Raw genomic sequence first — 22,968 nt, 5'->3', positions numbered from 1 at the left:
TTTTCTTCAAAGGAAGGGACTTTTATTTTTACTACTCTAGTAAAGATAAGAGCCCTCCCCAATCAATCATGCTGTTCTTAATTAAAAAAACCACTAACGTATAAAAAGATGTTATAAACTACAAAGATAGCTCCTACCAGGAACCATAAATAAACAGCAGGTCATATAGGCGGCTTTGATTTCATTGCCTTCTTCCCGTCTGTTTTACTTTTGTTTATGCCTCAATGGCCTGTATGACATGCGTTCTTATCATGCTCTGTCATCATTTAGCCTCCTCTAAGTAAACTATTTATATTCATCATTATATACCTATAAGGGTATATGGTCAAGTTGATGATCATATGCCTTATTGTACCTTACTCGATTTTATTTCTTTTAGCACATCAAAAAACTTCAACCAATATGTTGAAATTTTTCGGATAGACAATTAACTAAAATGGCATGAATCCTTCTTTGCTGAAGAAAATCTGTTCGTTAGTAAATGTTTTTTTCATCTGTTCATATGCATGTAGCTGAGTGTCTTGGCCATACCATTTCTCGAATTCTGCTTCAGTATATAATTCTTTTACCTTAAGCCGTTCTGTTCGTTTCCCTTTACTCCCGTCACCTGTGAAATCATCAATTACAATTCGATTAACAAGTTGAGACAACCTCTCTGGAAATGACGAAGAAAAAGGAAGTACAGGTGCAACGGCTACTTGAACTGGTAATCCGTTCTCTTTCAGTTGTTTGATGGCCTTTAACCTTCCTTCGATTGGCGGTGCCTGGGGAGTAAATACTTTTCGTATACGATCATCGTCTGTTTCCACTGTGATACTAATTCGTAATCGACCTTTTAACAGTAAGAATAAGTCAATATCTCTTGTTACAAGCGCGCTTCTTGTTTGAACAAATAAAAAATCAGGAGGAAATTCAACCATTACCTCAAGTAATGCTCGTGTAATCTTTTCTTTATACTCAACTGATTGATACGGATCTGTTGCTGAAGACATAAATATAGTGACTTGTTTGCCTCTTTTTCTCAAATTAATCATTTCACGCTTATACTTTTCATGAATTCCTTGTTTCACATCTACCCAGCTACCCCAATTTTCCCCCACGAAATAAGCCAACCGGACTCTGTCTTACATAACAATATGAACACCCAAATAAACAGCCTGAATAGGGATTAAGTGAATGAGTGTACCCATATAAAAAACCACTAGCAGGAGTTAATATTTTTTTAGGCTCTTTGTAGGTTATATTTCTATTCATGTTAAATGCCTCCCACTATTCTCATTATCTCTTATATATTCCGAGAAGGATATTCTCTCTCTATAGCTTTTAATCCTGTAAGAAACTTATTCACATTTTTGAGATCCGTCTCAAACTCAAATATTAATTCTGTACCTTGTCCAACTGGATATTGTATATAACCTTCTACATTGACTTTGTTCGGTCCCCTTAATGATAGAGTAAATCCAAAGAATGGTTCAGTTGGCTCTATAACGACATTTTCTTTCTTTTGTAAAGAGAATTGTTCTAATTCCTTTATAATGAACTGCACGAACTGCCCTTCTAAAATGATCTCATTCACTTCTACTCTAAATCCTGGAAGTGTAAAGTAAAGATAATTTCTGTGCCAATCTGCATCCGACCTATTATCAGCTTTCGGATAAGCATAATTATATGTGCAAATTTTAAAACAATATAAGTCATCTTGTGAATTAAGCTCAGCATATGGATAGTCTCTAAAGAGCTTGATCTCGTCTTTTTTCAAATTCATCCCTCATTTCGTTGATTATCAATTCCTTTGACGAATTTCTTTTCCCTTTCATCCAAACATTAGTCAATCCTATTTATTAAGAAGTAAGGCTCAACTACACTTAACCAAAAAACAAACAAAAAAACCTCACAAAAATCACTGTGAGGTTTACGCTTTATTCGATACCGAAGGCGGGACTTGAACCCGCACGCCCGTGAAGGCAATGGATTTTGAGTCCATCGTGTCTGCCATTCCACCACTTCGGCATAACTTAATTCGTTGTAAAAATGCCTGTACATAAAAAAAAGAATGGTGCGCCCTGAGAGATTCGAACTCCCGACCTTTTGATTCGTAGTCAAACACTCTATCCAGCTGAGCTAAGGGCGCAATATATGGTGCCGAGGGCCGGACTTGAACCGGCACGATAGTCACCTACCGCAGGATTTTAAGTCCTGTGTGTCTGCCAATTCCACCACCCCGGCACGACAGAAATCTTTGGAGGCGGCACCCGGATTTGAACCGGGGATAAGGGTTTTGCAGACCCGTGCCTTACCACTTGGCTATGCCGCCTCTTTAAATTAAAAATGGAGCGGAAGACGAGATTCGAACTCGCGACCCCCACCTTGGCAAGGTGGTGTTCTACCACTGAACTACTTCCGCAAAAAAATGGCTGGGCTAGCAGGATTCGAACCTACGCATGACGGAATCAAAATCCGTTGCCTTACCGCTTGGCGATAGCCCATTATCTTGAAGAAATATATGGGGCGACTGATGGGAATTGAACCCACGAGTGCCGGAATCACAATCCGGTGCGTTAACCACTTCGCCACAATCGCCATATTTAAAATTGGCAGGGGCAGTAGGAATTGAACCCACACCGGAGGTTTTGGAGACCTCTGTTCTACCTTTAAACTATGCCCCTATAAAAATGGTGGAGGGGGACGGATTCGAACCGCCGAACCCTGAGGGAGCGGATTTACAGTCCGCCGCGTTTAGCCACTTCGCTACCCCTCCAAATAACAATAACAACTTTACTACACTATCTATCATACTGTCAAGTTCAAATTGATACGTTGACTGGAATCAGATGGTGCCGGCCAGAGGACTTGAACCCCCAACCTACTGATTACAAGTCAGTTGCTCTACCAATTGAGCTAGACCGGCAAATAATAGATGGTGGCTTGGGACGGAATCGAACCGCCGACACATGGATTTTCAGTCCATTGCTCTACCGACTGAGCTACCAAGCCGTTTTTAAAAAATGGCGGTCCGGACGGGACTCGAACCCGCGACCTCCTGCGTGACAGGCAGGCATTCTAACCAACTGAACTACCGGACCATTATAAGTGAAATAAATTGGTTGCGGGGGGAGGATTTGAACCTCCGACCTTCGGGTTATGAGCCCGACGAGCTACCGAACTGCTCCACCCCGCGACGTTTTAAGTATATAGGTGATGTTTTTCTAAGGAGTCAATCTCTCCTTTTGAAATAAATGGTGGAGGATGACGGGCTCGAACCGCCGACCCCCTGCTTGTAAGGCAGGTGCTCTCCCAGCTGAGCTAATCCTCCATAACTGGTGTTGTATTAAATATTTTTTTATATGGTGACCCGTACGGGATTCGAACCCGTGTTACCGCCGTGAAAGGGCGGTGTCTTAACCGCTTGACCAACGGGCCTACTTACTATCTATATATGGTAAATCTTTGCTGGCGGAGAGCGAGGGATTCGAACCCTCGAGACGGTTTTAAACCGCCTACACGATTTCCAATCGTGCTCCTTCGGCCAACTCGGACAGCTCTCCTAATTGGCTCCACAGGTAGGACTCGAACCTACGACCGATCGGTTAACAGCCGATTGCTCTACCACTGAGCTACTGTGGAATACTACTGCTTGGCAACGTCCTACTCTCACAGGGGGAAGCCCCCAACTACCATCGGCGCAAAAGAGCTTAACGTCCGTGTTCGGCATGGGAACGGGTGTGACCTCTTTGCTATCGCCACCAAACTAGAAAATTGAGAGTTGTTCTCTCAAAACTAGATAATGCCCACAGGACGTGGGTACCAGGCGTTGCGACAGGACGTCGCGAACTTAGCGTGGTTTCGTAAACATGTGTCAAGAATAGTTTTGGATAAGTCCTCGACCGATTAGTATCTGTCAGCTCCACGTGTCGCCACGCTTCCACACCAGACCTATCAACCTCATCATCTCTAAGGGGTCTTACTGGATTAACTCCATGGGAAATCTCATCTCGAGGGGGGCTTCATGCTTAGATGCTTTCAGCACTTATCCCGTCCACACGTAGCTACCCAGCGATGCTCCTGGCGGAACAACTGGTACACCAGCGGTGTGTCCATCCCGGTCCTCTCGTACTAAGGACAGCTCCTCTCAAATTTCCTGCGCCCGCGACGGATAGGGACCGAACTGTCTCACGACGTTCTGAACCCAGCTCGCGTACCGCTTTAATGGGCGAACAGCCCAACCCTTGGGACCTACTTCAGCCCCAGGATGCGATGAGCCGACATCGAGGTGCCAAACCTCCCCGTCGATGTGGACTCTTGGGGGAGATAAGCCTGTTATCCCCAGGGTAGCTTTTATCCGTTGAGCGATGGCCCTTCCATGCGGAACCACCGGATCACTAAGCCCGACTTTCGTCCCTGCTCGACTTGTAGGTCTCGCAGTCAAGCTCCCTTATGCCTTTGCACTCTTCGAATGATTTCCAACCATTCTGAGGGAACCTTTGGGCGCCTCCGTTACTGTTTAGGAGGCGACCGCCCCAGTCAAACTGCCCACCTGACACTGTCCCTGAACCGGATCACGGTCCGAGGTTAGAATGTCAGCACAGTCAGGGTAGTATCCCACCGACGCCTCCGTCGAAGCTGGCGCTCCGACTTCCAAGGCTCCTACCTATCCTGTACAAACTGTACCAACATCCAATATCAAGCTACAGTAAAGCTCCATGGGGTCTTTCCGTCCTGTCGCGGGTAACCTGCATCTTCACAGGTACTATAATTTCACCGGGTCTCTCGTTGAGACAGTATCCAAATCGTTACACCATTCGTGCGGGTCGGAACTTACCCGACAAGGAATTTCGCTACCTTAGGACCGTTATAGTTACGGCCGCCGTTTACTGGGGCTTCAATTCAGAGCTTCTCCCAAAGGATAACCCCTCCTCTTAACCTTCCAGCACCGGGCAGGTGTCAGCCCCTATACTTCGCCTTGCGGCTTCGCAGAGACCTGTGTTTTTGCTAAACAGTCGCTTGGATCTATTCACTGCGGCTCTCTCGGGCATACACCCTAATAGAGCACCCCTTCTCCCGAAGTTACGGGGTCATTTTGCCGAGTTCCTTAACGAGAGTTCTCCCGAGCGTCTTAGAATTCTCTTCTCGCCTACCTGTGTCGGTTTGCGGTACGGGCACCTCTCACCTCGCTAGAGGCTTTTCTAGGCAGTGTAGGATCAGGAACTTCGGTACTAAATTTCCCTCGCCATCACAACTCAGCCTTCGCGAGAAGCGGATTTGCCTACTTCTCAGCCTAATTGCTTGGACGCGCATATCCATCAGCGCGCTTACCCTACCTTACTGCGTCCCCCCATTACTCAAACGGTGAGGAGGTGGTACAGGAATTTCAACCTGTTGTCCATCGCCTACGCTTTTCAGCCTCGGCTTAGGTCCCGACTTACCCTGAGCGGACGAGCCTTCCTCAGGAAACCTTGGGCTTTCGACGGAGGGGATTCTCACCCCTCTTTTCGCTACTCATACCGGCATTCTCACTTCTAAGCGCTCCACCAGTCCTTACGATCTGACTTCGCTGCACTTAGAACGCTCCCCTACCACTGACACCAAAGGTGTCAATCCATAGCTTCGGTGATACGTTTAGCCCCGGTACATTTTCGGCGCAGAGTCACTCGACCAGTGAGCTATTACGCACTCTTTAAATGGTGGCTGCTTCTAAGCCAACATCCTGGTTGTCTGGGCAACTCCACATCCTTTTCCACTTAACGTATACTTGGGGACCTTAGCTGATGGTCTGGGCTGTTTCCCTCTTGACTACGGATCTTAGCACTCGCAGTCTGACTCCCGAGTAAAAGTTTTTGGCATTCGGAGTTTGACTGAATTCGGTAATCCTGTGGGGACCCCTAGTCCAATCAGTGCTCTACCTCCAAAACTCTCAACCTCGAGGCTAGCCCTAAAGCTATTTCGGGGAGAACCAGCTATTTCCGAGTTCGATTGGCATTTCACCCCTACCCACACCTCATCCCCGCATTTTTCAACATGCGTGGGTTCGGGCCTCCATTCAGTGTTACCTGAACTTCACCCTGGACATGGGTAGATCACACGGTTTCGGGTCTACGACGTCGTACTTCATCGCCCTATTCAGACTCGCTTTCGCTACGGCTCCGCCTTATCAGCTTAACCTTGCACGACATCGTAACTCGCCGGTTCATTCTACAAAAGGCACGCTGTCACCCGTTAATGGGCTCCAACTAGTTGTAGGCACACGGTTTCAGGATCTGTTTCACTCCCCTTCCGGGGTGCTTTTCACCTTTCCCTCACGGTACTGGTTCACTATCGGTCACTAGGGAGTATTTAGCCTTGGGAGATGGTCCTCCCGGATTCCGACGGGGTTTCACGTGTCCCGCCGTACTCAGGATCCACTCAGGAGAAAATAGAATTTCGACTACAGGGCTGTTACCTTGTACCGCGGACCTTTCCAGATCGCTTCGCCTATCCTATTTCTTTGTAACTCCGTATTGAGTGTCCTACAACCCCAAGAGGCAAGCCTCTTGGTTTGGGCTGTTACCGTTTCGCTCGCCGCTACTCAGGTAATCGCATTTGCTTTCTCTTCCTCTGGGTACTTAGATGTTTCAGTTCCCCAGGTCTGCCTCCTCATGCCCTATGTATTCAGGCATGGGTACTATTCCATTACGAATAGTGGGTTCCCCCATTCGGATACCCTCGGATCAACGTTTACTTACAACTTCCCGAGGCATTTCGCTGTTCGTCGCGTCCTTCTTCGGCTCCTAGTGCCAAGGCATTCACCGTGCGCCCTTTCTAACTTAACCAAAAAAAATTAAAAAAGGTTGTTGAATTCTTGACATTCTCGTTCAATCTTTCGATGAACGTTCATGTTTACATTTCATTATCTAGTTTTCAAAGAACAATGCTTACAGGATGTAAGTACCAGGCGTTGCAACAGGACGTTGCGAACTTAGCGTGGTTCCTTATTCCCTTAGCTTATGTTGAGAGTTTTGTGTTCTCTCAAAACTGAACAAAAGATCCAAAGCGCATATGACCCAAGGTCATACATCGACTAGAGTTAAAATACTCCATAGAAAGGAGGTGATCCAGCCGCACCTTCCGATACGGCTACCTTGTTACGACTTCACCCCAATCATCTGTCCCACCTTAGGCGGCTGGCTCCATAAAGGTTACCCCACCGACTTCGGGTGTTACAAACTCTCGTGGTGTGACGGGCGGTGTGTACAAGGCCCGGGAACGTATTCACCGCGGCATGCTGATCCGCGATTACTAGCAATTCCGGCTTCATGTAGGCGAGTTGCAGCCTACAATCCGAACTGAGAATGGCTTTATGGGATTCGCTCAACCTCGCGGTTTTGCAGCCCTTTGTACCATCCATTGTAGCACGTGTGTAGCCCAGGTCATAAGGGGCATGATGATTTGACGTCGTCCCCACCTTCCTCCGGTTTGTCACCGGCAGTCACCTTAGAGTGCCCAACTGAATGCTGGCAACTAAGATCAAGGGTTGCGCTCGTTGCGGGACTTAACCCAACATCTCACGACACGAGCTGACGACAACCATGCACCACCTGTCACTTTGTCCCCCGAAGGGGAAAGCCCTATCTCTAGGGTGGTCAAAGGATGTCAAGACCTGGTAAGGTTCTTCGCGTTGCTTCGAATTAAACCACATGCTCCACTGCTTGTGCGGGCCCCCGTCAATTCCTTTGAGTTTCAACCTTGCGGTCGTACTCCCCAGGCGGAGTGCTTAATGTGTTAACTTCGGCACTAAGGGCATCGAAACCCCTAACACCTAGCACTCATCGTTTACGGCGTGGACTACCAGGGTATCTAATCCTGTTTGCTCCCCACGCTTTCGCGCCTCAGCGTCAGTTACAGACCAGAGAGTCGCCTTCGCCACTGGTGTTCCTCCACATATCTACGCATTTCACCGCTACACGTGGAATTCCACTCTCCTCTTCTGTACTCAAGTCTCCCAGTTTCCAATGACCCTCCACGGTTGAGCCGTGGGCTTTCACATCAGACTTAAAAGACCGCCTGCGCGCGCTTTACGCCCAATAATTCCGGACAACGCTTGCCACCTACGTATTACCGCGGCTGCTGGCACGTAGTTAGCCGTGGCTTTCTGGTTAGGTACCGTCAAGGTGCCGCCTTATTCAAACGGCACTTGTTCTTCCCTAACAACAGAGCTTTACGATCCGAAAACCTTCATCACTCACGCGGCGTTGCTCCGTCAGACTTTCGTCCATTGCGGAAGATTCCCTACTGCTGCCTCCCGTAGGAGTCTGGGCCGTGTCTCAGTCCCAGTGTGGCCGATCACCCTCTCAGGTCGGCTACGCATCGTCGCCTTGGTAAGCCATTACCTTACCAACTAGCTAATGCGCCGCGGGCCCATCTATAAGTGATAGCCGAAGCCATCTTTTACCTTTCCTCCATGTGGAGAAAAGGATTACCCGGTATTAGCCCCGGTTTCCCGGAGTTATCCCAATCTTATAGGTAGGTTGCCCACGTGTTACTCACCCGTCCGCCGCTAATCAAAGGGAGCAAGCTCCCTTTGATCCGCTCGACTTGCATGTATTAGGCACGCCGCCAGCGTTCGTCCTGAGCCAGGATCAAACTCTCCATAAAAGTGTTTGATTGCTCAAAATAAAACATTGACGAGATATCATGTATCTCATTTTTTCGCTTGGCTTTTGTTCAGTTTTCAAAGAACGTTTTTGTTACGTCGTTGTTGGCGACTTCATTATCTTATCAAATAACCAATCATGAGTCAACAACTTTTAAAATTGTTTTTTTCGTGCGTAACAACTGTTGTTGTCAGCGACAAGTAATAATTTATCACGCACGAAAAATAAAGTCAACACTATTTCTAAATTAATTTGAGTTTTTTAATTGATACCTTAAATGTTGAATTCCTTTTGCTTTCGTTTCTCTCTGATCGACTACTAAATACTCTTTTTCAATGAGAAAATTAACAAGTAGTTCAAGATCAATTCTGTATTCCTGAACTTCAGGGATCTCCATCATTTCTGCGATGGTCCATCCTTCCTCTTTTCCGTGCAATAAGGAAAGGAAGTGTTCCGAACCGACTTTTGTTTTAGAACGAACAGCTAATTCTGTTGCTAAAATAAATAGTTGAATACGTTTTTCTAAGGATTCTTCACTCTTTAAAAGCTCTTGATATAACTTGTATGTTTCCGGTTCAATTCTTTTAACTTGCTCCCACACGGTTACCTCTGGATAAAAACCATGACGAATAACAGCTAATCTCGCTAAATGATGAAGCGCATGCATCATATTACTAAATGCATCAAATGTATGATGATGGTGGAAAAGTGTTTTCCCCTCATCAAACCTTCTTAACATCTTAGAAAACTGGATCGTCATCTTCTTCATTCGATCACCTGGGGGAAATGTATCGATTCTTTCTTTTACCCCTTGCAAAAATTCATTGCGATCAAACACAATCTTACCATGGAAAAGCCAATCAACTAAACGTCGATGCGTTCCTGCAATTAGAGAATAATGCATCGTCGTTTGACTTAAAGAATGTAGCGCAACTTTTTCTTCCCCTACTTGGTAGTGCTTTACATGCCAATCTACTTTCGGATCATTCTTGATAACCAGTACAACCGAATCAAAGCCATCTAATATAGATAATGGAGAAGTCTCCTTTTCAATCGTTAATATAGCAAACGTATCTTCTTCACTCGCTCGATCCTGATAAAGCTGCCTTAATAACATATCCATCCTTGTCCTCCTCAATTGCATCACACGCTACTAGGATCTTGTTGAGGTAAATTATTCGACAAAACCTGGCGATATCCTTCAAATCCTCTTAATTTTTCTTGCAGTTCTTTTACAATGTTCACGTCCTCTATACCCTATGCTATACTTTATTTTAGGAGGGATGAATTTGGCTATTAAATATTCAAATAAAATAAATAAAATCAGAACGTTTGCTTTATCGCTCGTTTTTGTTGGGATTCTCATTATGTACGTTGGAATCTTCTTTAGAGAGTCTCCTGTTCTTATGACGATTTCTATGCTTCTCGGCTTCCTATTTATTATTGCAAGTACCGTTGTATATTTCTGGATTGGGATGCTTTCAACCAAATCGGTTCAGGTCACTTGCCCTAGCTGTAACCGACCTACAAAAATGTTAGGAAGAGTCGATGCGTGCATGCACTGTAGAGAACCTCTAACTCTCGATCCAACCTTAACAGGCAAAGAATTCGATGAATCTTATAACCAAAAGTCTAAACGGAGCTAAGTGGCTCCGTTTTTTTAATCAAAATAAAAGCGCCTTAAGCAAGGATCACCTGCCTAAAACGCAAAAGGTACTTCACATTTAATTAATGTTGAACTGTTTTTGTACACTCTTTACATGTTCCATAGATCTCCATACGATGGGTATGCACCTTAAATCCAGTCACATGTTCAGCTAAAGTTTCCACTTCATCGAGTCCAGGATAATGGAAGTCAACGATCTTCCCACAATCTTGACAGATAACATGATAGTGATCGGTTGTCACACAGTCAAAACGACTTGATGAGTCTCCATACGTAAGCTCTTTTACGATTCCAGCTCCTTTAAAGACACGTAAGTTATTGTAAACAGTAGCCACACTCATATTCGGAAAACGAGCTTCTAGTGCTTTGTATATTTCATCTGCAGTTGGATGTGTAGACGTTTCATATAGAAATTCTAAAATGGCATGACGTTGAGGCGTCATACGAACACGGGTGCTCTTAAGTGCATCAATTGCATCTTGCAAGCGATGATTAGACATCGTCATGCACCTCACTTTCAAAAAACAATTCTTACTTTATAATCTTTATAATTAGTATAATACAAAAAACGGTTTGAAGTCAATCAATCAAAACAGACTGTGCACTCAATTAGTCAAGAACGGTATAGCATGTGTCGCATCTAGAAGAAAAGATGTATAGCGATGTTCGGTTTTCGATTTTCTCTTCTTTCTTTTCTCAACTGATAAACAAGCTGCTTGTAACGATGATTTTAATGAATCAACATCTTTCTCATCAATTCCAAATAGGAATGTCGTGTTTCCTCTTTTTAAAAATCCACCTGAACTCGCAAGCTCCGTCATCCGATATCCCTTTTCTCGCAAATCCCTTTCAACTTGAGCTGAATAAAAATCATCAATAATACAAACAAGAAGTTTCATTACTCATCTCCCCCCGCTATTCTATAGTCTTTCCTTACATTTATTCATTCGATTACTCTTTCGTTCCCTACCTATGAGAAAAATGATCAACTTCTTTTCTTAGGATTTTCTTTTTTAGAAAAAAGCGAGAGTTTTCCCTCGCTTTCTTGTTAGAGCTCTTCTTTTATAAACGTTAATGCTTCTTCTACATGGTCTTTCACTCGTACTTTACGCCACTCCTTGACGATCTTTCCTTCACGATCAATAACAAAAGTCGATCGAACAATGCCCATATATTCTTTACCGAAATTTTTCTTTAACTGCCACACACCAAATGCCTCTGCAGCAGTATGTTCCTCATCTGCTAATAGTAAGAACGGTAGATCGTATTTATCTATGAACTTCTCGTGGCGCGCAACGGGATCGGGACTAACTCCTAAAATAACTGTATCAAGTGATTGGAATGAATCGATACGATCACGAAAGTCACAAGCCTGAGTTGTGCAACCTGGTGTCATATCTTTAGGATAGAAATAAAGGACAACATTCGTTCCTTTGAATTGACTTAAAGATACTTCTTCACTATTGTTTGCTTTTAATGTGAAGTTTGGAGCCACTTGTCCTACTTCTACTTTCATCTTGCCACAACCTTTCTTATCAGTCTCTAGTAATAGAGTAGCCAAAGTTTTATATCGTTACAACTATTGTACCTTATCTTCTAATCGGATAACAGTCGTCACTACAAACGCAACTGGAAGGAGGTAGCCAAATAAAGCCTGTACAATAGCTAAAATTCGCCCGAAACCAATTGGTACAATATCCCCATACCCTACAGACAAAAGTGTAATGGCACTAAAGTAAACAGCATCCAGTGCTAGGTGCGTGAACCTTTTCCCTACTTGATGACTTGCCTCTGATAATACTTGAATTCCTAAAAGCTCCAAAGTCATATATAAAATAGCAAACGCAAGCATAACCGTTACATACACTATGACAAGCATGGCAAAATGACGAAGAGACACTTTATGTCGCCGACTATTCGGTCGATAGCGCAGCATTAAAAGAAAACTCATTATAATGCCAATCGCCGCTATGAGCATGATTAGATATAATAACGCAACCAAGTTAACCCCACTCCCCTAAACGAACCTACCCTTAAATCTATGAGCTTGCCTGAAAAAATAGTAATAAAATCGAACTATAGAAACCATTTTAAAATTGTATTATTATGAAGGAAATATTATTTCACCATTAGTCATGAAGGTGGTGTATATATATGGACCAACTCTCCGATAAATTGTTAGTTGAAAGTTACCAAAAAGCCGTATCCCTCAAGTTAAGTTACGACTTTATTGAATTACTCCTTGAAGAACTATACCGTCGAGACCTCCTCCCTTTATTACCTAACTCCTCTCTAAACGCATTCGCACAACTCCATCATAATTAATCTATAACCCCAATGACTTCACGACTTCTCCTTTGATTTCATACGAGTTTCACTTGTTCTAACGTACAGCTTATGATTGAATGACTATATGCTTACATGACTAATCGGAACAACTGAATTAAAATCGTATGGAGGAATGACTACATGAATTTCAAACAATCAGAAGCATTATATAGTGAAGCGCAAAAGCACATACTTGGTGGGGTGAATAGTCCATCACGCGCTTATAAAGGTGTCGGTGGCGGTACTCCTGTGTTTATGGAACGTGCCAATGGAGCCTATTTTTGGGATGTCGATGGTAATCAATACATTGACTATTTAGCAGCTTACGGACCCATCATTACGGGGCATGCGCACCCTCATATTACAGCTGCCATTACAAAAGCTGCCGAGAACGGTGTTTTATATGGTACACCTACAAGATATGAAAATACATTTGCCAAAATGTTAAAGGAAGCGATCCCTTCTCTTGAAAAGGTTCGCTTTGTTAATTCAGGTACAGAAGCAGTCATGACGACTATACGAGTAGCGCGAGCTTTTACCGGCCGTGATAAAATCATAAAATTTGCCGGATGTTACCACGGTCACTCTGACTTAGTTCTTGTCGCTGCGGGTTCAGGTCCAGCTACTCTTGGCACACCAGATTCAGCTGGAGTAACAAAAAGTATCGCAAAAGAAGTTATTACCGTTCCCTTCAATGATATTGAGGCGTATAAAGAAGCTCTTAACAAGTGGGGGGAAGAAATCGCCGCCGTTCTTGTTGAACCAATCGTAGGTAATTTTGGCATTGTAGAACCAGAACCAGGATTTTTGCAGGCTGTTAATGAACTTACTCATGAGGCTGGAGCTCTTGTTATTTATGATGAGGTCATTACTGCTTTTCGTTTCATGTATGGTGGAGCGCAGAATTACCTTGGAATCGAGCCTGATATGACAGCTTTAGGAAAAATTATTGGAGGCGGATTGCCAATCGGAGCTTACGGTGGTCGTGTTGATATTATGGAAAAAGTAGCACCACTTGGACCCGCTTATCAAGCAGGTACAATGGCTGGGAATCCTGCTTCCATGAGTGCTGGAATTGCTTGTCTCGAAGTATTAAAAGAAGAAGGCGTGTATGAAAATCTCGATCGATTAGGTGCCGTGTTAGAAAGTGGGATTCAAGAACTCGCGACAAAACACCTTGTCGATATTACAATGAACCGACTAAAAGGGGCATTAACGATCTATTTCACCAAAGAAACGATCAAAAACTACAAACAAGCTGAGGAAACGAATGGAGAGCAGTTCGCTATCTTCTTTAAAGCGATGTTAAAGCAAGGCATTAATCTTGCCCCTTCTAAATACGAAGCGTGGTTTCTAACGACTGCACACACAGATGAAGACATCAAACAAACATTAGAGGCAGTTGATTATGCATTTGAATGCGTCGCAAAATCCCTCTAAAATAAAATGAAGCGCTAGTTTAAACTGGCGCTTACATTAATTATTTTTATGAAAAGAGGTTGATTCATATTCGAAGTCATTGTATAGTACCTTCGGTATGAAAAAAATTACAGTTTGTGCTCGTCACAGAAGTAAGTACGTATCAACATGAGACGAAAAGCAGAAAGGACAACATTCCCCTATGAAACTCGGAGCTCGTATATTTAAGACGGGTCTTGCCATTATCATTTCATTATATATCGCTATTTGGATTGGGTTTGACCCACCAATGTTTGCAGCGCTTGCTGCTGCCTTTGCCATTCAACCCTCTATCTATCGTACTTTTCAAACGAGCATAGACCAAGTTCAAGCAAATATAATTGGTGCTGTATTAAGTGTTATTTTTGTCATGACATTCGGTCATGAACCTTTTGTCGTTGGCTTAGTTGTCATTTTAGCCATTGCGATTATCCGAAAGGTGAAGCTTGAACCTACAACCATACCACTTGCGATTGTTACTATTATCATCATAATGGAAAGTCCAGCTGATAACTTTATTGGATTTGCAACATCACGGTTCTTCCTTATCCTTATTGGCGTTTTTGCAGCCTTTGTAGTCAACTTACTCTTTATTCCGCCACGCTATGAAACTAAGCTCTATCATAAAATGCTAAAGTCAACAGAGGATACAATTCAATGGACAATGTTATTCCTACGAAAAGATGCTGATAGTCGTATGCTTAAGCGTGACATTAGTCGATTAGAGGGACAAATGTTAAAGCTAGACAATCTATTTCTTCTCTATAAAGAAGAACGCAACTACTTTATTCGTAATAAGTATGCAAAAGCGCGGAAGATTGTATTATTCCGCCAAATGTTAATTACAACAAAAAAATCTCTCATCGTTCTAAGAAATTTAGAGAGACGATCTGAGGAATTGCATAACATGCCTTGTGAAGTTCAAACTCTAATCGAAGAACAACTAAATCGACTAACCCAATACCATGATCGAATCTTGCTCCGTTATGTCGGAAAAGTTCAATCGCTACCAGCCGATGAAACCATGCAAGAGATTAATGACGGGAAAGCCTCCTTAACTGATCAATACGTTCAATTGTATAAAGATCCTGACACAATGCGAACACAGTGGTTGCACATCTTACCAGCTATTTCACAGATTATTGAGTATCAAGAGCAACTCGAACACCTCGATCATCTTGTTGATAGCTTCTTCAACTACCATAAGAAAGAAAATAAAGTAACTGTTCAAGAACCTGAAGAAGAATAAACACAGAAAAACGTCTAGCCAACAAATGCATGTGGCTAGACGTTTTTCTTATGATAATTGCTGAACATCAAATAATTTTTGATAGTGTCCTTGCTTTTTCATTAATTCCGCATGCGTTCCAGTCTCAACAATTTCTCCATTTTCAATGAGAACAATACGATTGGCATGAGTAATCGTTGATAAACGGTGTGCGACGATAAAGGTGGTCCGATTTTCAGCTAAAATGCCTAACGCTTCTTGAATATAATGTTCACTTTCTAAATCAAGAGCCGAAGTAGCTTCATCAAAAACCAATATTGGTGGGTTTTTCAAGAAGACACGAGCGATTGCTACACGTTGCTTTTGACCTCCTGAAAGTTTCACTCCGCGCTCGCCGACTTCAGTATCGTAACCTTGTGGTAAATTCATAATAAATTCGTGAGCATTTGCTGCCTTTGCAGCCGCTACAACTTCTTCATCGGTTGCTTCTGGATTTCCCATTAGAATATTCGTTTTAACAGAATCACTAAATAATATATTATCTTGTAAGACCATCCCGATCTTATCACGTAAGCTTCGTACTTGATATTCTCTAATATCGACCCCATCAAGTAAAATACGCCCCGCTGTCACATCATAAAATCTCGGAAGTAGACTAATTAACGTACTTTTTCCTCCTCCACTCATCCCTACAAAAGCAATCGTCTCTCCTTCTTTTACATCAAGAGAAATGTTCTTTAGAACAGGATAATCTTCTTTATCATAGTGGAAAGAAATATTTTCAAATCGGACATGACCTTTTGCTGTCTGAAGAGCTACAGCCTTATCCTTATCTTTAATATCATACTTCTCATCGATGAATTCAAAGACACGGTCCATCGAAGCAATCGCTTGAGTCAGCGTTGTTGAAGAATTGACTAATCGGCGTAATGGTCCATACAAGCGTTCCATATACAAAACGAATGCAGTCATCGCTCCGACCTCAAGATTACCTGTAATAACGAAGTAACCAGACACAAGAATGACAAGTAAAGGTGCGAGGTCAGTAATCGTGTTGACGACCGCGAAGGTTTTCGCATTCCAGCGAGTGTGATCAAGTGCTCGGTCCAAGAAATTCCCATTGCGAACAGCGAACTTCTCTTGTTCATATTCTTCTAGTGCAAAACTACGTATCACATTCATCCCTTGAACTCGTTCATGCAGATGACCTTGCACTTCAGCAAGCGCTTGTGAACGAACTCTTGTTAAATGTCTTAAGCGTGCATAAAAATACTTGACCGAGAAGCCATATAACGGGAACATCGAGATCGCAACAAGTGTTAGCCAGACGTTAATATTTAACATAATTATAATGGCAATAATAATTGTAAATAAATCAAGCCAAATATTCATTAGACCCGTGATCACAAAGTTTTTTGTTTGTTCTACATCATGAATAACACGCGAAATAATCTCGCCAACTTTGCGATTAGAGTAAAAACGCAAACTTAATCGTTGAATATGGGTAAACAATTGATCACGTATATCATAGAGGACTTTACTTCCAATCCACTGCGCATAATACTGTCTTAAATATTCAATTGGAGGTCTTAAGACGAGGAAGATAAATAACAGCCCACCCATAATCCAATATAGTGTCGATAACTTCTCATCCTGTGTTAAACCTTCTGCAAAAATAATATCATCAATGACATACATCATGACTAATGGTAACAGGAGTGGAATCCCAAATTTTAAAATCCCGATCAAAATCGTCAAACTAATCTGTTTCCAATATGGTTTTACAAACTCCATATAGCGTTTCATACTATTCATAATGCCCACCCCCTTATTTCTGTTAGTATGACGGAAAAGAAAGCCTGGTAACCAGGCTTTCTCAACGGTATCTTTTGCTGTTATTTACCGATATTGTAAGAATCGCTCATACCAATTCTCTACAAATTGCGGGGCAAATGGGCCTTTACGTTGGTGGATCCAAGAAATCAGTTCATCCACACTTCGTTTTAAAATTTCATCCACTTCAGGTGGATAATTCATTAATTTACTATGCAATTCATATTCATCTTCGTCCAATAGCTTAAAGGTCATATCAGGATATACTTTAATATCAAGGTCATAGTCAATGTATTTTACTGCTTCTTCATCCCATGTAAATGGAGTTCCTAAATTACAGTAATAGTAAATTCCATCTGCTCGAATCATACCGATCGTATTGAACCATTGTTCCGAATCAAAATAACAGATGGCTGGCTCACGCGTTCTCCAATTACGACCATCTGATTCTCGAACAAGAATTCGATCATTACCTCCGATTACAACCTTTGACGTCCCTTTAAGCACTATTGACTCTTCCCAAATTCGATGAATGGATCCATTGTGTTTATAACTCTGGATCTGAACCGTACTGCCTACCTTGGGAAAATTCATAAAAATCTCCTTTCTTTTGATTGTTTGGACGTCAGTAGGTAGAGTAGTCAACACTCATTGCTTGTACATCGTCACTTCTCTTGAAGGACCTACCCTACAAACTACTTATCGTTCATTCCAATACGTCAACATCAACTTCAATTTCATTCTATTCTATTATACAGTGTTCCCCATCTTTTTGAAACGGTAAGCGCCTCTTGTAAGGAAAATTGATGAAATACTATGTAAACCTATTTCGAATGTGTATTAAGAACAGCAGAAAAAACACCCACAAGACGTAATGTCTCGGGGTGCTTCTTCCAATCAATTGATTATTGATTTTTTTGGTTTTGTTGCTTGTAATTTGTAGAAGCTTGGTTCTTATGAGCTTCTGATTGAGCGTTTTGCTGCTTTACTTCTTGTGCATTGGTTTCGCTAGCAAACTCAGTGTTGTAGCTGTTACCTTGTGCAGAAGCAGCATTTTGCTTTTGTACCTTTTGAGCGTTTGTTTTAGACGCTTGTTGTTGCTGTTGTTGATTTTGTTGTTGGTTTTGTTGTTGGTTGTTCATGTGATATCACCTCCACATAGATTAATATGTACAGATGTCCATCCTTTTATACAAAGAACTTTACGTTAATAAAGAAATTCCGCCATCGACAATAATTGTTTGTCCTCGAATCATCTTCGCTTGATCAGATAATAAAAACATAACGGTATCTGCTATGTCTTCTGCTTCAACAATTCTTCCAGCTGGCGTACGCTGTGCTGCATCATTTAATAATTCTTCACGATTTGGAAAATGTGAAAGAGCATCCGTATCAACTGCACCACCAGATACAGCGTTGACGACAATGCCTTTTTCCGCGAACTCTACAGCTAAATAACGAGTCAAGGCTTCGACAGCAGCTTTTGATACGCCAATAGTAGTGTAGTTTTTCAAGTAGCGAATCGACCCTAATGAACTTAAACTGACAATTTTACCGCCACCTTGTTTTTCCATTCTTTTTGCTGATTCTTGGGCACAGAATAATAAAGCTTTACTATTAATATCCATTGTCCAGTCCCAGTGGCTTTCTTCTAGTTCCATAATTGGTCTTAAAACACCTGATGCAGCGTTATTAACCAAAATGTCTAAACGACCGTATTCCTCATCAATTTTTCCAAATAACTCTTTAATTTTTTCTGGCTTTCCTACATTTGCTTTTACAACGATGGCACGTCTACCTAACGCTTCAATTTCAGCAGCTGTATCAAGAGCTGCTTGCTTACTTCTTGAGTAATTAATTACTAGGTCATATCCTTGTTCAGCTAATCTCAAGGCAATACGTTTACCAATTCCCCGACTACTTCCTGTTACTAAAGCTACTTTTTGTTCCATAAATGATTCCCCCATCACAAGTTAATCTGTTCATATTATATCGTATAGAGTCTCCTCCGAACAGAAACACTAACAAACAACAATCTCATTACACAAAATTTTGGAGAAGAGGAGCTGTTACTCATGTATGTAGGTCGAGATATGACCGAGCTAACGATGGTCAGTAAACACGATTGGTCGGATAAGGAACTTGCTTATTTTCATCATAGTCTTCAACAGATGACACCTTATTTAAATATTGAAGGAACAACTATTCATCGTGAAATCATCAAAGAAATTGAAAACCGCGGTGGGTTAAAACAAGAAGCAAGTTGGACACAAGGAACTGAAGTTCATTTTGATTAAAGGTAAGCCTCGGCTTATCTTTTTTTATGTACTTTTATGTAGGCAAGACTATGTTTTTTTTGACTGTTCAGCTAAGATAAGAAGTAGCATGTGAATAGGTAGAGGAGCGTTGACTATGTTGAAGCCATCGAGAAAACTAGAACATCTTAAGACAAGTGTGTTCACCGATTTAGCGATACGAAAACAACAAAAAGAAGCAACCGGGGCATCTCTTATAGATCTTAGTATCGGAAGCCCAGACCTTCCCCCACCTCAATTTCTAACAGAAGAATTAGCAAAAGCGGTTCAGAATGATCGTGATTACGGGTATGCAATTACAAGTATTTCTGAGTTCAACAAAGCAGTTTGTCACTTTTATCAATCTCGCTACTCGGTAGCCTTAGCAGAAGATGAAGTGCTGCAATTAATGGGGTCTCAAGATGGACTCGCTCATCTTACCCTAGCCTACTTAGATGCTGAAGATATCGTACTTGTGCCAAACCCCGGCTACCCAATTTATGCATCAAGTGCGTACCTCTCAGGGGCAGAAATATATTCGTATCCACTAAATGATGAAAATAACTATGCTTTTGATTTTTCATCACTACCAAACGAAATCATTCAAAAGTCCAAAGTTATGATTTTGAGTTACCCAAGTAATCCTACGGCAGCGACAGCATCACGTCACTATTTAGAGGAAGTTGTGACTTTTGCCAAAAAACATCAGATTCTACTCGTGCACGATTTTGCCTACTCAGAGCTTTTATACGATGATATAGAGCCACTTAGCATCTTTTCCATTGAAGAAGCAAGAGATATTGCGATTGAGTTTAACTCTCTTTCAAAGAGCTTTAACTTTGCGGGTGCTCGGATTGGATATGCAGTTGGTAACCCAAATCTTTTGGAACCACTTAAAGTTGTAAAGTCTCATATTGATTACGGGGTGTTCAAACCGATTCAGCGAGCAGCGGCTCGTGCACTTCTTAACGATGATTCCTTCTTGACCGATCAACGACAACGCTATAAAAAACGTCGTGATACGCTCGTCAATGCGTTGCGTGATATCGGTTGGGACGTTAGATCACCTAAAGGAGGAATGTTTATATGGGCGGAGGTTCCCTCTTCATTCGATTCAATGTCCTTTACATTAGCCGCCTTAGAAGCAGGTGTTGTGGTCACACCTGGTGCAGCCTTTGGAAGTGAAGGAACACAATTTGTACGAATCGCTCTTGTTCAAGAAGAAGCAAACTTAAAAGAAGCGGCCAAACGATTACAACCTTTGTTTCAATAATAAAAAAGGAGCTGAAATATGATGCGTGCCATCCAATACACGAATTACGGTCAACCATCTGTCTTACATATCGGGGAATCAATGAAACCAAAGCCAAAAAAAGGCGAAGTTTTAGTGAAAGTAGGCGCAAGCGGAATTAATCCCGTGGATACTTATTTTAGAAAAGGGATTCGTGAAGTCGATCAATTCCCACACATTCCACATTTTGATTTAGCAGGAGTAGTTAGAGAACTTGGAGAAGACGTAACAAATGTGAAAGTGGGCGATCGCATTTGGGCAACCACTGCGAAAGGAGCTTCAGCCGAATACATTGTTTTCGATGCAAAAAAAGCCTTCCCTCTCCCTAGCCACCTCTCTTATGAGGAAGGTGCGGCGATCGCGATGGCGTTTACAACCGCTCACCTCTCTCTTTTTTGGCGAGCTAATCTACAAAAAGACGAGAAAGTGCTGATCTACGGAGCAGCAGGAGCCGTTGGACAGGCGGCGGTTCAATTAGCTAAACAAAGTGGGGCCTTTGTCATCGCCACAGCAGGCAATGAACAAAAGTCGAGCATTGCGATCAAAGCGGGGGCGGATGTTGTTCTTAATTATCACGAAGAAGACCTTTCAAAGCGCATTAATGAGTTGACCAGTGGTAGTGGCATTGATGTGATCTTAGATATGTCCGTCAGTGAAAACATCGATCATAATCTTGACATAATCGCAAATGGGGGGCGTATTGTCACGATTGGTTCCCCCGTTAACAACGAACCCACCCTTCCGTGGAGAAAACTTAATATGAAGAATGCCTCCCTTCTAGGAATACTTCTTTTCACTGTGCCTCAAACTAAATTAGAACAAGCAGGAAAAGAAATCTCTGAAGGATTTGCAGCTAAAAAACTCCATGCCCACATTGGACAAGTATTCTCTTTTAACGAAGCAGCACTCGCACATGAAACGTTAGAGGCAAAACAAATAGACGGACGAATCATCATTACGCATAATTAAAATTTTTTTGAGGTAGCCTCGGTGCTACCTCTTTTTATATAAATTCACTTCTTAGATGATGTTTTGATTATTTTGGGAGAAAGTAATGATAAGACAAATCTAAGGAGATGAAGATCATATGGAAAAAGAAAAGTATTACGTGAATTTAAATCCAATCAGTATGGATACGATAAACCTCACCCCTGTCAACGATGGTCAAATGATCGAATATGAAATTGAAGCAACCCCAACAGAGAAGAAAGCCTTAGAAGACTTGCTACATGAAGTGCAAGCTCATGATGTCGAACTAGGTAATTTATTCTCATTCCGGCATTACGATGATCAAAAGAATGACCGTGATAAAAATGAATATCAAAGAGGGTTAAATGATGTATATGAAGCTTTGTATAATCTTGGAACCCCACAAACAAAGCAAATGATTTCAGAAATTCACCTCATAAACGATGATCAGTAATTGAGCTATAAAAATAGGATATTCAAAAAGCGTCTAGCGCCTTCTGAATATCCTCTGATCTGTTAGAAATTCGCGTTTGATTGACCGCCGTCTACATTCAATGTGGCACCGACTACCCATGATGCCTTTTCCGAAGCTAAAAATACGACGACATCAGCAATTTCTTTCACTGTTCCAAAGCGTCCAGCGGGAATTTCTTGTTTAACAAACGCCTTCATTTTCTCTGGATTTTCTTCAATACGCTTCTGCCAGTTTCCTGTCGGATGTAGAATCGATCCTGGAGCGACCCCATTTACACGAATGCCATCTCTAATTGCTTCATCTGCTAAAGACTTTGTGAAGCTAATCATTGCTGCTTTTGCGCTGTTATAGGTTGGTTTTCCACCTGATTCTCGTCCGAAGATTGAAGAAATATTTATAATGACGCCTGCTTGCTGTTTTTTCATTTCCTTATGTGCAAGCTGACTAAGGTGAACGGCTGAGAAATAATTTAGCTCAAACGCTTCTTTGAATAACGCTAACTCTGTTACTTCAACAGTCGACCCATTGCTTCCACCAGCATTATTCACTAATACATCAATTTTCCCTGCTTCGCTTAGCACTTCGTTCATCACACGAAAACGATCCGCTTCAACCGTCACATCTGCTTGAATGGCTGTAATACCTTCTTCTGCATTCATAGCAGCTAGAGCCTCTTCTCCCCTAGCTGTCACAAACACCTTCGCTCCTTCTTGGCTAAATGCTTTAGCAATGCCTTGGCCGATCCCTTTTGTTCCTCCCGTCACAAGGACAACTTTACCTACTAAACCTAATTCCATCT

At 42.2% G+C, this 22,968-nt stretch carries 19 protein-coding genes, 17 tRNA genes, 3 rRNA genes and 1 pseudogene; 8 read left to right on the top strand and 32 right to left on the bottom strand.

Annotated elements, in window-relative coordinates:
* Nucleotides 1-431: 431 nt before the first annotated feature.
* From CDZ88_RS01375 to CDZ88_RS01265, 23 genes and pseudogenes are all read right to left on the bottom strand, one after another.
* Nucleotides 432-1,254 (bottom strand): annotated as a pseudogene (locus CDZ88_RS01375) (SPL family radical SAM protein).
* 31 nt (nucleotides 1,255-1,285) lie between these two features.
* Entirely contained in the window at nucleotides 1,286-1,759 is a 474-nt protein-coding gene (locus CDZ88_RS01370; protein WP_100371835.1) for a WapI family immunity protein, read from the bottom strand.
* A 168-nt stretch (nucleotides 1,760-1,927) separates the two neighbouring features.
* Nucleotides 1,928-2,010, bottom strand: a tRNA-Leu gene (locus CDZ88_RS01365).
* 44 nt (nucleotides 2,011-2,054) lie between these two features.
* Nucleotides 2,055-2,131 (bottom strand) — tRNA-Arg (locus CDZ88_RS01360).
* Nucleotides 2,132-2,137: 6 nt separating this feature from the next.
* Nucleotides 2,138-2,226, bottom strand: a tRNA-Leu gene (locus CDZ88_RS01355).
* A gap of 14 nt (nucleotides 2,227-2,240) precedes the next feature.
* Nucleotides 2,241-2,314 (bottom strand) — tRNA-Cys (locus CDZ88_RS01350).
* 15 nt (nucleotides 2,315-2,329) lie between these two features.
* Nucleotides 2,330-2,404 (bottom strand) — tRNA-Gly (locus tag CDZ88_RS01345).
* A 7-nt stretch (nucleotides 2,405-2,411) separates the two neighbouring features.
* Nucleotides 2,412-2,486, bottom strand: a tRNA-Gln gene (locus CDZ88_RS01340).
* A gap of 18 nt (nucleotides 2,487-2,504) precedes the next feature.
* A tRNA-His gene (locus CDZ88_RS01335) sits at nucleotides 2,505-2,580 on the bottom strand.
* Nucleotides 2,581-2,592: 12 nt separating this feature from the next.
* Nucleotides 2,593-2,666: transfer RNA gene (locus CDZ88_RS01330), tRNA-Trp, on the bottom strand.
* A gap of 7 nt (nucleotides 2,667-2,673) precedes the next feature.
* A tRNA-Tyr gene (locus CDZ88_RS01325) sits at nucleotides 2,674-2,758 on the bottom strand.
* A 74-nt stretch (nucleotides 2,759-2,832) separates the two neighbouring features.
* Nucleotides 2,833-2,908 (bottom strand) — tRNA-Thr (locus CDZ88_RS01320).
* Between the two features lie 10 nt (nucleotides 2,909-2,918).
* Nucleotides 2,919-2,994: transfer RNA gene (locus CDZ88_RS01315), tRNA-Phe, on the bottom strand.
* Nucleotides 2,995-3,006: 12 nt separating this feature from the next.
* Nucleotides 3,007-3,083: transfer RNA gene (locus CDZ88_RS01310), tRNA-Asp, on the bottom strand.
* Between the two features lie 18 nt (nucleotides 3,084-3,101).
* Nucleotides 3,102-3,178: transfer RNA gene (locus CDZ88_RS01305), tRNA-Met, on the bottom strand.
* Nucleotides 3,179-3,237: 59 nt separating this feature from the next.
* Nucleotides 3,238-3,313: transfer RNA gene (locus tag CDZ88_RS01300), tRNA-Val, on the bottom strand.
* A 32-nt stretch (nucleotides 3,314-3,345) separates the two neighbouring features.
* Nucleotides 3,346-3,420, bottom strand: a tRNA-Glu gene (locus CDZ88_RS01295).
* A 31-nt stretch (nucleotides 3,421-3,451) separates the two neighbouring features.
* Nucleotides 3,452-3,545, bottom strand: a tRNA-Ser gene (locus CDZ88_RS01290).
* A 4-nt stretch (nucleotides 3,546-3,549) separates the two neighbouring features.
* Nucleotides 3,550-3,624, bottom strand: a tRNA-Asn gene (locus CDZ88_RS01285).
* 8 nt (nucleotides 3,625-3,632) lie between these two features.
* Nucleotides 3,633-3,748, bottom strand: a 5S ribosomal RNA gene (rrf, locus tag CDZ88_RS01280).
* 120 nt (nucleotides 3,749-3,868) lie between these two features.
* Nucleotides 3,869-6,806 (bottom strand): 23S ribosomal RNA (locus CDZ88_RS01275).
* Between the two features lie 270 nt (nucleotides 6,807-7,076).
* Nucleotides 7,077-8,628 (bottom strand): 16S ribosomal RNA (locus tag CDZ88_RS01270).
* The 16S, 23S and 5S rRNA genes sit together here with 17 tRNA genes alongside, the layout of an rRNA operon.
* A 246-nt stretch (nucleotides 8,629-8,874) precedes the next feature.
* Nucleotides 8,875-9,750, bottom strand: coding sequence for a nucleotidyltransferase-like protein (locus CDZ88_RS01265; RefSeq protein WP_100371834.1), 876 nt, complete (start codon nucleotides 9,748-9,750; stop codon nucleotides 8,875-8,877).
* A 166-nt stretch (nucleotides 9,751-9,916) separates the two neighbouring features.
* On the opposite strand from CDZ88_RS01265, the gene CDZ88_RS01260 reads away from it, so the two are divergent.
* Nucleotides 9,917-10,273 carry a YgzB family protein gene (locus tag CDZ88_RS01260; RefSeq protein WP_100371833.1) on the top strand — a complete coding sequence of 119 codons (357 nt, stop codon included), beginning with the start codon at nucleotides 9,917-9,919 and terminating at the stop codon, nucleotides 10,271-10,273.
* An 82-nt stretch (nucleotides 10,274-10,355) separates the two neighbouring features.
* Here the strand turns inward: CDZ88_RS01260 and perR are convergent, their stop codons facing one another.
* The 4 genes from perR to CDZ88_RS01240 form a co-directional block, all read right to left on the bottom strand.
* Complete coding sequence (perR, locus tag CDZ88_RS01255; protein ID WP_100371832.1) at nucleotides 10,356-10,793, bottom strand: peroxide-responsive transcriptional repressor PerR; 438 nt, start codon at nucleotides 10,791-10,793, stop codon at nucleotides 10,356-10,358.
* Between the two features lie 105 nt (nucleotides 10,794-10,898).
* Nucleotides 10,899-11,192: a cyclic-di-AMP receptor gene (locus CDZ88_RS01250; RefSeq protein WP_100371831.1), complete on the bottom strand. Its 294-nt coding sequence runs from the start codon at nucleotides 11,190-11,192 to the stop codon at nucleotides 10,899-10,901.
* Nucleotides 11,193-11,341: 149 nt separating this feature from the next.
* A complete protein-coding gene (gene bcp, locus CDZ88_RS01245; protein ID WP_100371830.1) occupies nucleotides 11,342-11,809 on the bottom strand; it encodes a thioredoxin-dependent thiol peroxidase in 468 nt (155 codons plus the stop codon).
* Between the two features lie 63 nt (nucleotides 11,810-11,872).
* Nucleotides 11,873-12,295, bottom strand: coding sequence for a potassium channel family protein (locus CDZ88_RS01240; protein WP_232718517.1), 423 nt, complete (start codon nucleotides 12,293-12,295; stop codon nucleotides 11,873-11,875).
* 152 nt (nucleotides 12,296-12,447) lie between these two features.
* Here CDZ88_RS01240 and CDZ88_RS01235 point away from each other — a divergent pair, with 152 nt between their 5' ends.
* From CDZ88_RS01235 to CDZ88_RS01225, 3 genes are all read left to right on the top strand, one after another.
* Nucleotides 12,448-12,618 carry a sporulation histidine kinase inhibitor Sda gene (locus tag CDZ88_RS01235; RefSeq protein ID WP_100371829.1) on the top strand — a complete coding sequence of 57 codons (171 nt, stop codon included), beginning with the start codon at nucleotides 12,448-12,450 and terminating at the stop codon, nucleotides 12,616-12,618.
* Nucleotides 12,619-12,762: 144 nt separating this feature from the next.
* Complete coding sequence (locus CDZ88_RS01230) at nucleotides 12,763-14,061, top strand: glutamate-1-semialdehyde 2,1-aminomutase (protein WP_100371828.1); 1,299 nt, start codon at nucleotides 12,763-12,765, stop codon at nucleotides 14,059-14,061.
* Between the two features lie 181 nt (nucleotides 14,062-14,242).
* A complete protein-coding gene (locus CDZ88_RS01225; protein WP_100371827.1) occupies nucleotides 14,243-15,328 on the top strand; it encodes an FUSC family protein in 1,086 nt (361 codons plus the stop codon).
* Between the two features lie 48 nt (nucleotides 15,329-15,376).
* Here CDZ88_RS01225 and CDZ88_RS01220 read toward each other — a convergent pair whose 3' ends face one another.
* The 4 genes from CDZ88_RS01220 to fabL form a co-directional block, all read right to left on the bottom strand.
* Nucleotides 15,377-17,122, bottom strand: coding sequence for an ABC transporter ATP-binding protein (locus CDZ88_RS01220; RefSeq protein WP_100371826.1), 1,746 nt, complete (start codon nucleotides 17,120-17,122; stop codon nucleotides 15,377-15,379).
* Nucleotides 17,123-17,206: 84 nt separating this feature from the next.
* Complete coding sequence (ntdP, locus tag CDZ88_RS01215) at nucleotides 17,207-17,734, bottom strand: nucleoside tri-diphosphate phosphatase (protein WP_100371825.1); 528 nt, start codon at nucleotides 17,732-17,734, stop codon at nucleotides 17,207-17,209.
* A gap of 311 nt (nucleotides 17,735-18,045) precedes the next feature.
* The gene (locus CDZ88_RS01210; protein ID WP_100371824.1) at nucleotides 18,046-18,282 is read right to left on the bottom strand and encodes a gamma-type small acid-soluble spore protein; all 237 of its coding nucleotides are present in this window, start codon (nucleotides 18,280-18,282) and stop codon (nucleotides 18,046-18,048) included.
* 60 nt (nucleotides 18,283-18,342) lie between these two features.
* Nucleotides 18,343-19,092, bottom strand: coding sequence for an enoyl-[acyl-carrier-protein] reductase FabL (gene fabL / locus CDZ88_RS01205; RefSeq protein ID WP_100371823.1), 750 nt, complete (start codon nucleotides 19,090-19,092; stop codon nucleotides 18,343-18,345).
* A 123-nt stretch (nucleotides 19,093-19,215) separates the two neighbouring features.
* Between fabL and CDZ88_RS01200 the strand changes: the two genes are divergently transcribed.
* From CDZ88_RS01200 to CDZ88_RS01185, 4 genes are all read left to right on the top strand, one after another.
* A complete protein-coding gene (locus tag CDZ88_RS01200) occupies nucleotides 19,216-19,437 on the top strand; it encodes a cytosolic protein (RefSeq protein WP_100371822.1) in 222 nt (73 codons plus the stop codon).
* A gap of 115 nt (nucleotides 19,438-19,552) precedes the next feature.
* A complete protein-coding gene (locus CDZ88_RS01195) occupies nucleotides 19,553-20,707 on the top strand; it encodes an LL-diaminopimelate aminotransferase (protein ID WP_100371821.1) in 1,155 nt (384 codons plus the stop codon).
* Nucleotides 20,708-20,725: 18 nt separating this feature from the next.
* Nucleotides 20,726-21,694 carry an NADPH:quinone reductase gene (locus tag CDZ88_RS01190; RefSeq protein ID WP_232718516.1) on the top strand — a complete coding sequence of 323 codons (969 nt, stop codon included), beginning with the start codon at nucleotides 20,726-20,728 and terminating at the stop codon, nucleotides 21,692-21,694.
* Nucleotides 21,695-21,812: 118 nt separating this feature from the next.
* Nucleotides 21,813-22,148 (top strand): hypothetical protein, encoded by a 336-nt coding sequence (locus tag CDZ88_RS01185; protein ID WP_100371820.1) that lies wholly within the window; start codon nucleotides 21,813-21,815, stop codon nucleotides 22,146-22,148.
* Between the two features lie 62 nt (nucleotides 22,149-22,210).
* Here CDZ88_RS01185 and CDZ88_RS01180 read toward each other — a convergent pair whose 3' ends face one another.
* Entirely contained in the window at nucleotides 22,211-22,966 is a 756-nt protein-coding gene (locus CDZ88_RS01180; protein WP_100371819.1) for an SDR family NAD(P)-dependent oxidoreductase, read from the bottom strand.
* Between the last annotated feature and the right edge of the window lie 2 nt (nucleotides 22,967-22,968).

The sequence above is a fragment of the Bacillus sp. FJAT-45037 genome, from assembly GCF_002797325.1.
Classification (GTDB): Bacteria; Bacillota; Bacilli; order Bacillales; family Bacillaceae_D; genus Alkalihalophilus.
The sequence above is the reverse complement of the archived record's forward strand: the minus strand, read 5'-3'. Positions and strand labels throughout refer to the sequence as shown.